We start from the raw sequence: 13,727 nt of genomic DNA on the forward strand, positions 1-13,727 counted from the left end.
TCGACGGTTACATTTGTTAGAATAGTTGTATAAATGTAATCAAACTGTAATCTATGACATAAATACATAGTTTAAGAGAATGAAATATTTAAAGCTTGGATATCATCAGATGTAGGAGGGAACTTTATGGAAAGCACAGCAGTAACTAAAGAAATGGACTTAAAACGCGAAAATTCAGTAAAGTGGTTCGCAAACTGGAGGTTTATTACCGGAAGTCTTCTCTTCATGATCATACTTTTGATTGCAGCAGTCTGGTACTATCAAGCAAACCATTTTAATTCAAATATCAAGATTAATGGGATAAACGTGGGTGGAATGACCGCTGATCAGGCATTAAAGAAATTAAAAACTACTATATTGAAAAATACCGTCTATGTCGGTAATCAACAAGTTTTCGATGGAAAAGATACAAAAATGGGATTTATGAAAAGTGACCTGCCCCAAGTCAAAAAAATACTAAAGGGCCAGTGGACGTTTTTTCCTTCTTCAAAAGCGTATAATTATTCCTTATGGCCTAGTAAACAAGATCAATATCGAAACCAAACGTTGAAAAAGCAAGTGGAAGAAAAGCTGTTAGCCATGAATCAAACGTTAAAAAAGCCAAAAGATGCGGAGGTTCGTTTAGTAAAAGGTCAAATTGTTGTCACTAACAGTGTTAGCGGAGATCAGTATGATGTCCCTAGTCTTTTGAAGGACTTTGAAAAACACAATTATGTTAGTGAAATCTATCTCAATCCAGTCTACATACAGCCCATTAAAGAATACAGCGAGTTTATAAAAAATCAACACAAAATGCTAGAAGAATTCCTTGTGCAGACCGTTGATTATAAAGTACAGAACAAAGTTTTTAAGTTATCCGCAAAAGAATTAATTAAAAATGCATCTATTACAAAAGATTTGCAGATTAAGATTAAAGATGAGGGTGAGGTTAAGAAAAAGATTGCTGAAATAAACCATTCTCAGTCCACACTAAACAAGGATTTCACATTCAAGACCCATTCAGGTTCGGTCATATCAGTTAAAGGGAAAGGCTATGGATGGGCCATAAATGTTGATAAAGAAATCCCCCGTATTGTGAAAGCTTTTGAAAGTGGGAAGAAATCAGTTTCCGCCTCGAATATTTACGGAAATGGATGGAAGGGTGAAGGCTACGGATATGACACTGTCAAGAACAATGGGATTGGCAATACGTATGCTGAAGTCTCCATAGCAGCGCAGCGAATTTGGATATACAAAAATGGGAAGTTAGTCGTCACAACGAATGTGGTTACAGGCAATCATAGTACCCAACATGATACATCACCAGGAGTGTGGTATATCCTTTATAAGCAAACACCTGCTGTCCTAACGGGCAGAGAAAACGGAAAAATTACGTATCAGACACCGGTTCAATATTGGGCCCCTTTTACGAATGACGGGCAGGGATTCCACGATGCCAACTGGAGGTCAAACTTTGGTGGTAATATCTATAAAAGCAATGGATCGCATGGCTGTGTCAACACCCCGCCTAGCGTTATGAAAACGGTGTATGACAATCTCAGCACTTATGATCCGGTTGTCGTTTATTGAGGTATTAGTAAAGACTGAAGGAACAGCCCTAGAATGATGTATGGCCCTTTTACGTCTTTGCTTAAAATCCTATATAAAAAGGAGAAACATTCCATCATGTTTCTCCTTTTTTAACGTATTATTTTAAGGGGTTTCATCGCTTTTGTACTCTAAAATATCTCCAGGTTGACAATCCAACGCTTTACATATTGCTTCTAGCGTGGAAAAACGAACCGCTTTTGCTTTCCCATTTTTTAGAATGGAAAGGTTCGCCATTGTAATCCCTACCCTTTCCGAAAGTTCTGTTACGCTCATTTTCCTTTTCGCAAGCATCACATCAATATTGATTATTATCGCCATTGTTCTCACCTCAGACCGTTAAATCATTTTCTGATTTTATATCAATCGCTTCTTGCAAAAGCTTCTGGAGAACAGCTGCAAAAACTGCAATCACAAGTGAAGCAAAGGGAACAATCAATCCGACAAAGATGACACCTGGGGCGTCGTCTTTATCCGCAAAGAGATAGAATAGCGGTAAAACGAGCACATGCAAGATACTGATTGTGATGGCACATTGTTTGATTTTCTTTAATGCATTTACAGACAATTCGGAGAAAGCCTCATTTTTGTCAATATGGCGTAACAGTTTGAATGCTTGGTACAAAGCAAAGTAAAAAGGAATCGCTGATGCATAAAAAATAATGGAAACGAAATATTTTATAGAAGAAAAATCAGGCAGCAATTTTGCTGAAAGATCTCCAAGTTCAGGTACCAAAAAGATGCACAATGCAAGAACTGGGATTCCTATAAAAATAACAGCCACTTTTAAAAAGAGTGTCGTAACTTGTTTCATAAAAGCACCTCACATAATTAATTATAATCTGATTTTAAAACATTATTTATCGTTTATCAATAAAAACTTATTGGTTTTAATTATATAGTTGTTGTTATAAGTATATTCTTTTATTTTTAAATAGTAAAAAGCATTCCTTCTTTGCAAAGAAATGCTTTTTTACTTGTATCGAGTTAATTTTATTATTTAATGTTTGTAGTTGTTTTGCGATTTCGGCCCTTTGTCTTAGGCTTTATAAGTTTGACTCACTTCAACTTTTACATTTTGTTTTTTTATTACAATCACAAATAGGCTGGCTAACAAGCAAAACATTCCTGCTAGAACAAAGGCCCATGTATACGATGTGAAGATATTATAGATAATCCCCGCTCCACCGGCTGCCACAGCAGAACCTAATTGATGGGCAGCAAAGATCCAGCCATAAACCACGACACTTTTTTCAATCCCAAAAATTTGCCGTGAAATGTTAATCGTTGGTGGTACAGTTGCGATCCAATCTAATCCATAAAAAACGGAAAAAATAATAAGTAGAGTAATAGAACCTTTGGATAGTGCTAAGGGAAGTAAGACGAGTGAAGCCCCTCTTAAACTGTAATACCAAAACAGCAGCCACCGGTTATCAAACCGATCCGATAGCCATCCAGAAAGAGTGGTTCCAATTAAATCAAAAATCCCCATAAACGAAAGCATCGAAGCCGCTGTAACTGCCGTAAATCCAAAGCCGATACAATAAGAAATAAAATGAGTACCAATTAATCCACTTGTTGAAAGGCCGCAAATAAAGAAACTGCCTGCAAGTAACCAAAATTCCTTCACTTTTACTGCTTCAAACAAGGTCCGAAAGGCAATAATGATTGGATTATTCTTTTCGACGATTTGCTGTACTGACGGTTCTTTTTCTAATCCATAACGGAGCAGACCTATTTCTTTTGGTGAATTCTTCATAAAGAGTAGGATGATAATCAACATAATGAGGCTCAGAATAAGAATAAAACCAATGGCCCATTTCCAGGAAGATTCTTCGATAATAATCGCTAACAGCGGTAGAAGGATTAGTTGTCCTGTCGCTGTACTCGCAGTCAAAATGCCAACTGCAAGTCCCCTTCTTTTTTCAAACCAATGATTGGCAACATAAGGGCTTAATATCGTTAAGAACAGCCCCGACCCTAAGCCAATGATTACTCCCCAAATGATCATTAATTGCCAAGGTTTCGTCATAAAAAGAGTGAGCAAAACTCCAACCATTAGTGTGGACATCGCCAAAACCATCATTTTCTTTAAACCAATTTCCTCTAACAGCGCCGCCATAAAAGGGCCAGAAAACCCATATAGCAGCAGGTTAAGGGCAAACGCCATCGAGATTAGTGAACGATCCCATCCGAAGGCATTTTCCAAAGGGACAATCAATACCCCTGAGGAGGATCGAACAATTCCTGCTACGATAATAGAAAAAAAGGTGATCAATAAAATAAACCAACTATAATGTATCCGTTTCAATTATTTTTATCCTCCGCTTGTTGGGAATTTTCAGAATAAGTTTATAATAACATACCTGTCAACAGTAATAGTTCATCCATAATTCCCTCCAAGTGTCCATGACAGTGCACCTTTTTTTAGTAGAAAGCTTTTGAAATGAAAAGCCCGATTTCCGCTTCAATTATGAAGCAAAATCGGGCTTGTTTTTTTTTGCAGTGGGAATCAATTTTTACTTCTTAGAATCTCATTCACGGTGGTTCTCATGGAATAAATAACGGTTTTCTTGTAATGTGCAGCAATAAAAAGAACTCGGATTTGTTCGGACCGCGATAGTTGTTTAAAACGAGGTTCTTGCTTTAAAAATGAGCGGACGATTGACCAGCTGGCCGGCATTAAAGGAAAGTCATCCAGGGGTTGTTTGTGACGGAATCGATGAAACCACGAAAACATTCCAGTGGAACTACTGCTTTTATCGACTATACAGGGAGCGTAAATATTTTTTGTATGTTTTTTAAGGGATTCGAATCGATCTTGCCCGCTAACAATAATATAATTGCCATCTTTGCGATTTTTTTTAACAACCAACACAAACATGCAATCCCACATGACTCTCTGCAGTCTCTTAAGATGCTCTGTAATTTTCATCGATAAATCTGGCTTGATTTTGGTTAGAGGAATATACTGGATCGTGAATTTCATACTCGGCCCCTCCTATGTTTTCATTTTCCTTCCCTCAGTTTCTTATAGCAGGTGCGTTATACTAGTGAAATCCGTTTTTAAGATCCCTATTTAAAAATGTATGATGAAGGGCGCATGTCACATACGAAGTAAGTAAAAAACAATTCAAGAGGTTTCCGGTTATTATAAGTCATGTGTTAGGCCCCGAGTTGATAAATAGACGGAAAATTTCCGCTTAATTTGTAATTATCATTAAAAAAGGCTTAATTAGGCGGAGAGATTCCGCTTATTTTCTCATAAAATTTGAAAATGTGAGATTTTTCTTTACATAACCGGAAAAACTCCGCTTATTTACCCCGAAACGAGCTCCATTCTCCATTTAACCGGAAATTCTCCGCTTATTTCTTCTGCTGGTTAACTATTAAAGAATCAAGTGGTCTTTTCTCTACAGCTCTTCTCCCCGAGTCTCAATAATATGCTTATACCAATGGAATGAAAGCTTTTTCTTTCGGTTTAAGTGATCCTTATGATCCACGTAAATAAATCCGTATTGCTTTTTGTACCCATTTAACCAGCTCAAAAGATCAATCACAGACCAGGCATAATACCCTTTCAGATGGATGCCTTCTTTAATCGCACGCTTAAGGACTTTTAAATGTTCCTCAATATATTTTATCCGTGGCACATCAACAATTTCACCCTCGATGATCGGATCTTCATCACCCAGGCCATTTTCAGTGACATACATTTTAATATCTCCATAACGATCTTTTAGCATATGCAGTCCGTCTAAAAATCCTTGCGGCGAGATTTCCCAGCCCCATTTTGTATAGGTTTTATCCTCCATCTTCACAGTTCGATAGAAATAATCAAAAGACGGGTTTCCTGGTGCTAAAGTAGAGGTTTCTCGTGAGTGTTCCAACGATGATGCAGTTTCATGATTTTTTTCCACTCGGATTGGCTGATAGTAATTAAGTCCAATAAAATCATTTTTACTTGCATTTCTTTTTAACGCATTTAGCTCTTCTTCTGTCCAGATTGGTGTCCAGCCCTTCTCCTCTAACTGCTCAACCACATAGGACGGATATTCTCCTTTTAAAATAGGGTCATAGTACCAAAAAGTTTCATATTCATTGGCATGTCTTGCTGCTAATAAATTCTCAGATTGATTATCCACACTGAAGCCAGGTAAGAACACATGGGTAATCCCGATTTCTCCGTACTGATTTAGTTCCTTATAAACTTCAACCGCTTTCGCATGGGCATAAAACACATAATGGGTTGCTTGGAAGTATTTTTTCTCATCGTTTTGAATTCCAGGTGGATGTGCTCCTTTTAAATAGCCTAATCCTGTAAACATCACTGTTTCATTAAAGGTAATCCAATGTTTTACACGATCCCCGAATACCTGATAACACACTTCTGCATACTTCACAAAAGCTTCTGCTGTTCGTTTATTCGTCCATCCTCCATCTTCTTCGAGCGTCAATGGCAAATCCCAATGATACAGGGTAACAAAAGGAACGATTCCATACTTTAAACATTCATTAATGATATTATTATAAAATTCCAAGCCCTTTTCATTAACGTCGCCGTCCCCTGTTGGTAATATCCTCGCCCAAGAAATCGAAAACCGGTACGATTCAAGCCCCATCTCTGCCATTAATTTAATATCTTCTTTGTAACGATGATAATGATCAATCGCTACATCTCCGTTCGTCCCCTCATAAGTTTTCCCTGGAATCTTCGAAAAGACATCCCAATTGGTAACACCTTTCCCATCTTCATTCCATGCACCTTCTATTTGATACGAAGCAGAGGCAGCTCCGAATAAAAAATCATGTGGAAACTTCATTTTATACCCTCCTTTCCTCAAAAATATGACTACAGAAATCTGATAAAACACAAAGATAGTATCTACTGTAATGGAATACTTTAATGCAATTTCATTCTAATTAATTGCTGATTAAGCTATTGTAATTTACTTTGAATGGTAGAGCTCAATTAGGAAATATTAAATTTGTATAATTAACAGAAAAGTGGAGGTCATAGTATGGCAAGAAAAAAAGACAAGTTTGCCGTATATTTGGGAAATATTGCGACGAATTTAAAAGAAAGTGCAAACTATTTCGCTGATTATAAACTGAAAAATGTGAGTGACCTGAAGATTTTTTCCGAAAAAATGAAGGATTATGAAAACAAGGGGGATTCTTTAGTCCATGAGGTGATCAAAGATTTACATAATGCTTTTATCACCGTTATCGAACGTGAGGATATTTTAACACTGACAATGAGCATGGATGATGTTTTAGATGGCTTAGAACATACTGCTGCCTTGTTTGAAATGTATTCAATTATTAATGCTGATGATTATATGCTTCGGTTTGTTGAAGCCATCCAAAGCTGTACGGTTGAAATTGAAACAGCTGTTGAAATGTTGGCATCAAAGAAATTACAAAACATGAGGGAGCATGCCATTACCATAAAAGATTTGGAATCGAAATGCGATGCTATATTACGAGAATCCATTACACATTTGTTTGCAAATGAAAAAGATCCGATTCGTATTATTCAATATAAAGAAATCTATGAAGAACTTGAAAACATTGCAGACTTCTGTCAAGTCGTCGCCAATACATTGGAAAGTATTATCATGAAAAATGCATAATCACCTTCCTGATAAAACTTAGTAAATTCAAGTCAGTCCATTTTGGAGGAATAAATGACGATTATCGTTATCATCCTTATACTTGCGTTAATCTTCGAATTCATTAATGGTTTCCATGATACCGCTAACGCCATTGCGATGTCAGTTTCTACAAAGGCCCTATCACCAAGATTTGCTGTTTTTTATGCAGGCGCCTTAAACTTTGTCGGTGCTTTAACTTCACAAGCGGTTGCTAAATCAATAGGCGGAAAGATTGCCGATCCTTTTCAAATTGATAATGGATTGTTAATCGTCATTGCTGCACTGATTGCCGCGATTTTTTGGAACCTTTTAACCTGGTACTATGGGATTCCTTCTTCATCTTCCCATACGTTAATCGGTTCAGTGGCAGGTGCAGTTATATTTGGATCCGGTTTTGATGCAATAAACTGGGAAGGATTCACCGATATTATTAAAGCCCTAATCATTTCGCCCTTTTTAGCATTTGGTGTTGGATTTATCATCATGAAAATATTAGCGATTATCTTTAAGAATGCCAATCCATATCGGGCAACGAGAGGTTTTCGGGGATTCCAAATCATCGCCTCTGGGCTAGCGGCATTTTCTCACGGAGGAAACGATGGCCAAAAAACGATGGGGATCATTGTCTTCGCTTTGGTGGCAGGCGGATTCCAATCGACATTGGATGTCCCGTTTTGGGTACAAGTCCTCTGTGCTGGTACTATCGGTCTTGGTACCATGATTGGTGGAATGCGGATTATTAAAACCGTTGCTAAAAAAATCTTCAAAGTAAAACCAATCAATGGATTTGCCGCAGATTTAACCTCATTTGCCGTTTTACAAGGGGCAACCATGTTTGGACTCCCCGTATCAACGACACATGTGTCTTCATCTGCGATATTAGGCGTGGGATCGTCCAAGCGGTTTAAGGGTGTGAACTGGGGAGTCGCGATACGAATTGTTACAACGTGGGTGATTACATTGCCTATATCAGCATTGATAGCCGGGTTGGTAATGATGGTATTAAAACTTTTCATATAAGAATATATCAATTATTGTAAACATAAAAAGAGAGGCCAAAAACAATTAAAAATCAGTTGTTTTTGACTCTCTTTTTTAAAGTTTAAGGAGCCTGTCCCTATAAAGCTACAATGTTTCTGTTTCTAGTCGAAATCCTTCCACGATGACATCTTCATCGATTTCCAACAATAAGCATCGTTTTCCTTGATACATAATATATTTTATGTTTTTAAGGTCTTTTGGGTCGATAGATAAATTTGCCACATTTGTATCGATCTTTATCTTTTTAGGAATTAAATTGCTCGCTTTGAACTCATGGGTTTCGTCTGCCAGCACATCTTTAAAGGCGTGTTCCACTTGGGCAGTATCTACGTTTTCGACCCCGCTTACTTCTAAGATGCGTCCAATGTCTTTATAATCCAACATAGGGGCTGCACTTTCTTCGTTTTCTTCATTCTCTTGGATCACTTTATCAATTTCCTCATAAACATTGGAAATGACTTTGGAATCCACTTGATCCCCAATTACTTTTTTTAAAATTAGTTCAAAACCATCTTTATCTTCGTCTGCCGTGATGATTTCCTCACAATTAAGGACCTGTTCAATAAACGTAAAATCCGGTTCATTGGCTTTCCCCGCACAATAAAGAATATGGTTTACGTCTGAAGAATTGTCATTAAAAGCAGGGAAAAGAAAGCCAGACATTGGAGATTGCAAATTAATGATTGGATCAAAGACCGTATTCGATTTAAATTCTTTCTCGACATAATCAAATAGCAAGGCCTTTTTCGGCTGATCCGTTCTATTAAGACTGCAAAGAATAAACTGGTTGGAATAGACTTCGTCATCCCCGCCTTCTTCTGATTCTGAATCCCGCTTCCTCGTCGGTTTACGATATTCTCCGCGGATAAACGTCACGACCGTATCAAATTCATACACCGTATGAGCAAACATTTTTCCAACCATAGCGAACATGTATTCCAGCCAATCTTCGGTTGTGTCAGCCTGTAACCCATCATAGAGAATCGACTGAGTGCTGTCTTCAGCATCACGCTGGAATTTTAGCTCGAACAGTTTGGAATCAAGTTGACCGGTCAAAACCTTTTTAAAATTTCCTAAAAACAATTCTTGTGTTTCCAGTTCTAACATTTGAAACGGTTGACAAACGTGATGATAAATCTCACCTGATTCTTTCTGAACATAGACATTGTAGATTTCATGAATGGCCAAGAGATCATTATTTAATTTAAATTGCTTGCGAATAGCAGCGACGTCGTTTTTATTCATCTATCTCAACTCCCATCCCTGATTATACTGTGCAGACACAAAAATAGAAATACATACAACTTCATGGGTTAACGATTTTGGAAAATTAATGAATGAAATCACCAATAGACTTGAATATCATTAATTCCAGAAACATTAACGTTTAAAAATAAAGTAAAAGAAAACGCACATTTTGGACCAGCCAAATGTGCGTTCTTTATTTAAAGCCGTATTATTTTTTTTGCAGTGTTGCAATATACTTTTTAACCACTTCATAAACATAATCCTGATTAGCCTCAGCTGTATTGGGGTTGTATGCTCCGCCATTTGTTTTATTATTAGAAAGAACGCGAATACCCAAGAATGCGACATCATACGCATCAGCAATTTGTGCTGCAGCCGCACCTTCCATTTCCTCTACAGATGTACCATAATTTGTATGGAACCATTTAATCCGATCGACTTCATTGTTCCAGACATCTGCTGAACCGATAGTCCCTTCAACCACTTTGCCTTTGGTGTATTTATCTTTAACGGCATTTGCTGCTGCAAGAAGCTTCTCGTCGCCATAGTAGTAACGAACTTTTTCTGCATTCGGATCGGACCCGCTTCCTTCAGAAGCCATCAAGTCCATAGGCTTCCAAATCGATGGATCCATACCTTCGTTTTCTGCCATATTTCCTGTTTTTAACGAACCAATATTTGTTGTTCTCTTTCCTAATACAATATCAAATACGTTCAAACTTGGGTCATGCCCACCTGAAGTCCCTTGATTAATAATCGCGATTGGGTTGTATTTTTCAATGGCTAATGCTGTTGCAGCCGCTGTATTTTCCATTCCTTTACCTGTTTTAGCAACGATAACTGGATAATTGTTCACCTTTCCTTTGTAAAAGACAAACGTTCCCGACTTTTCTACTTTCACTTTTTCTAATTTTTGTGCAAACTTTTCGGCTTCAATAGGCATCGGGCCTTGAATGAGGATAGGTCTCGCTGCCCCTTCTACTTTTTCTTCTACTAGTAAAGTAGAATTACGGAATGCAAAGAGCGATAAGAATAATACAGCAATAACAGCTAATGGAACGAACTTCTTTAAGCTTTTGTTTTTCATAAAAACCTCTCCCATTTCTTTTGATGTTTGATCCACTCGGGTAGCCTTGTCCAAAGAAAAAGGTCTAGAAATGTAGATTGATATCTACCTTCTAGACCTACGAAAGTCAAAGTATTGATAATATAGCAACAAAAATAAATCTTTGCTAAATTAATGAATGGCCGAGGCACAAAAAAACGCCTAATCGAAGCCGAATACTTTAACTCGTAGTCTAGTTCTTTCAATGGGAACCAGGTAGAGACACTCAGACCATATTTCCGAGTTTATACGAGTAAGGATATGTCAGTTATTACTTTTTTAATATAACAAACTTAATATGGATTGACAACAAAAAGGTGAATATTTTCAAATAAAAATATGTCAATGTTCGTGTTTTCTGGATTATTAATAAAAAAAAGAGGCTAAACATATAAATAATCAACGAAAAATCAAAAGTCGTGTTCACGAAGACAAAATCCTATATACCAATTTTGCCCTCGTGAATACTCTCTCTAATTCCTTGAGGCTAAAATTTCTTGCATCTTCCGTGAAACGAGCGGATAAAAGTTTTGAATAGCACTGGCAGTGGAATTCCCGCCGAAAAATCCAGTTCCCGGGCACGTTTTTACATTATAATTTGGACCCCTGTCCAGCACTCGTTCCTTTGTTCGTAGATTCCACCAATGATGATAAGTAATACTGTCAATGGACGGCGTCAGGCCGAATTTAATCGACAGGGCCGCTGAAATATACACAATCGTTTCCTTCTGTGCCTCTGTCATCACATCATGACCTTTATCGAAGTTGCCAACATTTTCAATTGCGATTCCTGTGGCATTCGCCCTTGGCCCTATGGTACCTTCGGGGGCTATGTTAAAGGGTCTAGAAACGGCTATTTTCCCATCCGGAAAGGTGGTAATATTTTGAGCAATATTACTCCAGCCCATTTTTCGCTTGTGGAAATTTTCCATTCCCATCAACATCTGAAAATGATTGGACCCATTAAATTGCTTGTAGGACGGCTGCCAGGTGTGATGCTGTTGGATGAGCGTCACTTTCCTCTTAATCTGTGCATGAAATAACCAATCCCTAAATTCCTCCCGTGTCATCAAAATATGCTGCCCTTGCATCGTCATTTTTTTAGGAGGGATCTTTAATATTTGCCCAATAAACAGTCGTTCAGTAGAAAGTCGATTTTTGGCTTTAATAAGATGGACGGAAGAATGGAATGCCGACGCTATTCCTCTCAGTGTATCCCCAGCCACCACTTCATACGTGATTGGAACCCACAATTTTTGGCCAACCAATACTGAATTCGACTGCAATCCATTGGACCTTTTTAAGTCATTGACGGAGGTTCCAAATTGATCAGCGATTCGCGGCAACGAATCGCCTTGCTTTACAACATATATATTTCTTGGCTTATACTCAGTGGCATGGGCAGGAAGACTAGTAAATAGGATGATAAACAACAAACTGCATACAATCACCAAATGTTTTCTCATGTTTGATATCCCTTCACTCTATTTCTGCATTCATAGTTTGCAGAATAGCGTGGAGATTATTCTTCGCTGATTAGAAAGTAGTTCTGTTTACTTCGGATTCACTTCTTTACCAGTCTTAATATCTAATACTTTTGTAGGATCTTGTGGGGATGGAATGACTTTACTTTTAGGTGCCTTTTTATGATGTTCCACCCAGTCCACGAGTAAGTCAAAAGCTTGGTGGGCATACGGAAGCAATGGCTGCAGCTCTTTATTCGGATCCGTTGGATTGTTCCAGACCAAGCTGTCGACATGGTTTCCTTTTTCAACGGTATAGAGTCTGTGTAATTTGCCCTTTCCGACTTTGTTTACTAGCTTGTCGTAAGCATCCGCATGGATGGACGGAAAAATTAACGAGTCCCAGGAACCAGTTATACTAATCAACGGCACATCAATATCACCCGTATTTTCAATTGCTTTTACATTTTGTTTGACTGCGCTTGGGCGTAACATATAATTGTAATCTTTAAAAATGTTATCGTAAGTTCGATCACGAGTACCATCCAGCTTATAATTCAAATAGTTTCTCCAGTCAATTTGGTTAGGTGCGATTGGGTCAAGTTCATCCCGATAAATATTTAAGGTGAGGAACCAGTAGACTTGATCATGATAACTCCAAAGTTTTTCAGAACCTCTAGGTAATCCAGCTTTATACATTTCTTTCATTGCCGTTTGCTTTTCTTTACCTGTACCGTAAAGGGCTTTCTCCGCATGATTAACGACTGGGGTTAATGAACTAATTAAATTCGGATCCTTCGCACGCCATAACACGCCTTCCCAATCCACTCCGCCATCATATAGTGCAGGTTCCCCGGTCTTATCTGGACCGTCGTGTTCCAGTGCATAACGGACGACATAACCGCCATTTGAAATTCCCATCGCATAGGTAGGCACTTTGTGTTTTTTTGTTATCAATTTGCTTGCTGGATTTTTCCGATCTTTCTCTTTAATCAGTTGATCCCGATAATTTTCAATTAAGTATTTTTGCGCTGCAATGGTCAATTGGCGAAAGCGCTGATTCCATTCAGAAACGCTGTCATCCTCTGCAGCTAATGCGTTCTTTGCTTTGGCGAATGGATCGTTAGTGTCCATTTCCCCTTGTGTCCCTTTATCTGTTGCCGCAAACGCATAACCCTTTTCTAAAACATAATCACTAAACAGTAAATCGGTCGCCGTTTCATTTCGAGTTGCAGGGATTCCCCCTACAACTAATTTCCCATTCCAGTTGTCTGGTACACGAATGACAAATTTGGCATCGTCAAACATACCGTTGACTTGAACGCCGCTTACTGACGCAGGGTTGTACATGCGATGCCAACCTGTTCCCTCTTCCTTATTCCCCCAATTATAAGGAGCGAGCCCTATATTCCCAAAGACAGTGGCTGCAGCATATTGAGACGGATTTTTTGTTGTTAACCAGTTTCCGTTTGTCCCATCATATTCGCTCACCGTAACTTCTTGTGCCCCCGGTACCACTGGAGAATACGATGCGGAAACATTTTTTTGCAAATATGTCTGAGGAACAAGCGGAAACATTAATGCAGAGGCAGCAGCTATCGCTAAGAGTTTACGTTTCACCAAAAA

Annotated in this window: 12 protein-coding genes and 1 riboswitch; of the genes, 3 read left to right on the forward strand and 9 right to left on the reverse strand. The window is 38.2% G+C overall.

Going from position 1 to position 13,727, the window contains the following annotated elements:
• Nucleotides 1–126 precede the first annotated feature (126 nt).
• A complete protein-coding gene (locus M3610_RS14305; protein ID WP_251459972.1) occupies nucleotides 127–1,569 on the forward strand; it encodes a L,D-transpeptidase family protein in 1,443 nt (480 codons plus the stop codon).
• A gap of 123 nt (nucleotides 1,570–1,692) precedes the next feature.
• On the opposite strand, the gene M3610_RS14310 is transcribed toward M3610_RS14305, so the two are convergent.
• The 5 genes from M3610_RS14310 to M3610_RS14330 all read right to left on the reverse strand — a co-directional run bounded on the left by M3610_RS14310 (nucleotide 1,693) and on the right by M3610_RS14330 (nucleotide 6,410).
• Nucleotides 1,693–1,908, reverse strand: a complete 216-nt coding sequence (locus M3610_RS14310) for a helix-turn-helix domain-containing protein (protein ID WP_098574680.1) — start codon at nucleotides 1,906–1,908, stop codon at nucleotides 1,693–1,695.
• A gap of 10 nt (nucleotides 1,909–1,918) precedes the next feature.
• Entirely contained in the window at nucleotides 1,919–2,401 is a 483-nt protein-coding gene (locus M3610_RS14315) for a DUF2975 domain-containing protein (RefSeq protein ID WP_251459974.1), read from the reverse strand.
• 225 nt (nucleotides 2,402–2,626) lie between these two features.
• Nucleotides 2,627–3,898 (reverse strand): MFS transporter, encoded by a 1,272-nt coding sequence (locus M3610_RS14320; RefSeq protein ID WP_251459975.1) that lies wholly within the window; start codon nucleotides 3,896–3,898, stop codon nucleotides 2,627–2,629.
• Between the two features lie 201 nt (nucleotides 3,899–4,099).
• Entirely contained in the window at nucleotides 4,100–4,576 is a 477-nt protein-coding gene (locus M3610_RS14325) for a hypothetical protein (protein ID WP_251459977.1), read from the reverse strand.
• 424 nt (nucleotides 4,577–5,000) lie between these two features.
• Nucleotides 5,001–6,410, reverse strand: a complete 1,410-nt coding sequence (locus tag M3610_RS14330) for a GH1 family beta-glucosidase (RefSeq protein ID WP_251459978.1) — start codon at nucleotides 6,408–6,410, stop codon at nucleotides 5,001–5,003.
• 198 nt (nucleotides 6,411–6,608) lie between these two features.
• On the opposite strand from M3610_RS14330, the gene M3610_RS14335 reads away from it, so the two are divergent.
• Nucleotides 6,609–7,223 carry a DUF47 domain-containing protein gene (locus tag M3610_RS14335; protein WP_251459980.1) on the forward strand — a complete coding sequence of 205 codons (615 nt, stop codon included), beginning with the start codon at nucleotides 6,609–6,611 and terminating at the stop codon, nucleotides 7,221–7,223.
• 54 nt (nucleotides 7,224–7,277) lie between these two features.
• Nucleotides 7,278–8,264 (forward strand): inorganic phosphate transporter, encoded by a 987-nt coding sequence (locus M3610_RS14340; protein WP_098574686.1) that lies wholly within the window; start codon nucleotides 7,278–7,280, stop codon nucleotides 8,262–8,264.
• 105 nt (nucleotides 8,265–8,369) lie between these two features.
• Here the strand turns inward: M3610_RS14340 and M3610_RS14345 are convergent, their stop codons facing one another.
• The 4 genes from M3610_RS14345 to M3610_RS14360 all read right to left on the reverse strand — a co-directional run bounded on the left by M3610_RS14345 (nucleotide 8,370) and on the right by M3610_RS14360 (nucleotide 13,721).
• Nucleotides 8,370–9,530, reverse strand: coding sequence for a DUF4317 domain-containing protein (locus M3610_RS14345; protein ID WP_251459982.1), 1,161 nt, complete (start codon nucleotides 9,528–9,530; stop codon nucleotides 8,370–8,372).
• 211 nt (nucleotides 9,531–9,741) lie between these two features.
• Nucleotides 9,742–10,620 (reverse strand): 5'-methylthioadenosine/S-adenosylhomocysteine nucleosidase, encoded by an 879-nt coding sequence (locus tag M3610_RS14350; protein ID WP_251459984.1) that lies wholly within the window; start codon nucleotides 10,618–10,620, stop codon nucleotides 9,742–9,744.
• Nucleotides 10,621–10,807: 187 nt separating this feature from the next.
• Nucleotides 10,808–10,911: riboswitch (purine riboswitch) on the reverse strand.
• A gap of 200 nt (nucleotides 10,912–11,111) precedes the next feature.
• Nucleotides 11,112–12,104, reverse strand: coding sequence for a LysM peptidoglycan-binding domain-containing protein (locus M3610_RS14355; RefSeq protein ID WP_251459985.1), 993 nt, complete (start codon nucleotides 12,102–12,104; stop codon nucleotides 11,112–11,114).
• Between the two features lie 87 nt (nucleotides 12,105–12,191).
• The gene (locus M3610_RS14360) at nucleotides 12,192–13,721 is read right to left on the reverse strand and encodes an alpha/beta hydrolase (protein ID WP_251459987.1); all 1,530 of its coding nucleotides are present in this window, start codon (nucleotides 13,719–13,721) and stop codon (nucleotides 12,192–12,194) included.
• Between the last annotated feature and the right edge of the window lie 6 nt (nucleotides 13,722–13,727).

Source organism: Neobacillus sp. MER 74 (assembly GCF_023714155.1).

Excerpts from the sequence above, each read along its gene's own strand:
- M3610_RS14305 (WP_251459972.1), top strand. The coding sequence starts at position 127 with ATGGAAAGCACAGCAGTAACTAAAGAAATGGACTTAAAACGCGAAAAT.
- M3610_RS14310 (WP_098574680.1), bottom strand. The coding sequence starts at position 1,908 with ATGGCGATAATAATCAATATTGATGTGATGCTTGCGAAAAGGAAAATG.
- M3610_RS14315 (WP_251459974.1), bottom strand. The coding sequence starts at position 2,401 with ATGAAACAAGTTACGACACTCTTTTTAAAAGTGGCTGTTATTTTTATA.
- M3610_RS14325 (WP_251459977.1), bottom strand. The coding sequence starts at position 4,576 with ATGAAATTCACGATCCAGTATATTCCTCTAACCAAAATCAAGCCAGAT.
- M3610_RS14330 (WP_251459978.1), bottom strand. The coding sequence starts at position 6,410 with ATGAAGTTTCCACATGATTTTTTATTCGGAGCTGCCTCTGCTTCGTAT.
- M3610_RS14335 (WP_251459980.1), top strand. The coding sequence starts at position 6,609 with ATGGCAAGAAAAAAAGACAAGTTTGCCGTATATTTGGGAAATATTGCG.
- M3610_RS14340 (WP_098574686.1), top strand. The coding sequence starts at position 7,278 with ATGACGATTATCGTTATCATCCTTATACTTGCGTTAATCTTCGAATTC.
- M3610_RS14345 (WP_251459982.1), bottom strand. The coding sequence starts at position 9,530 with ATGAATAAAAACGACGTCGCTGCTATTCGCAAGCAATTTAAATTAAAT.
- M3610_RS14350 (WP_251459984.1), bottom strand. The coding sequence starts at position 10,620 with ATGAAAAACAAAAGCTTAAAGAAGTTCGTTCCATTAGCTGTTATTGCT.
- M3610_RS14355 (WP_251459985.1), bottom strand. The coding sequence starts at position 12,104 with ATGAGAAAACATTTGGTGATTGTATGCAGTTTGTTGTTTATCATCCTA.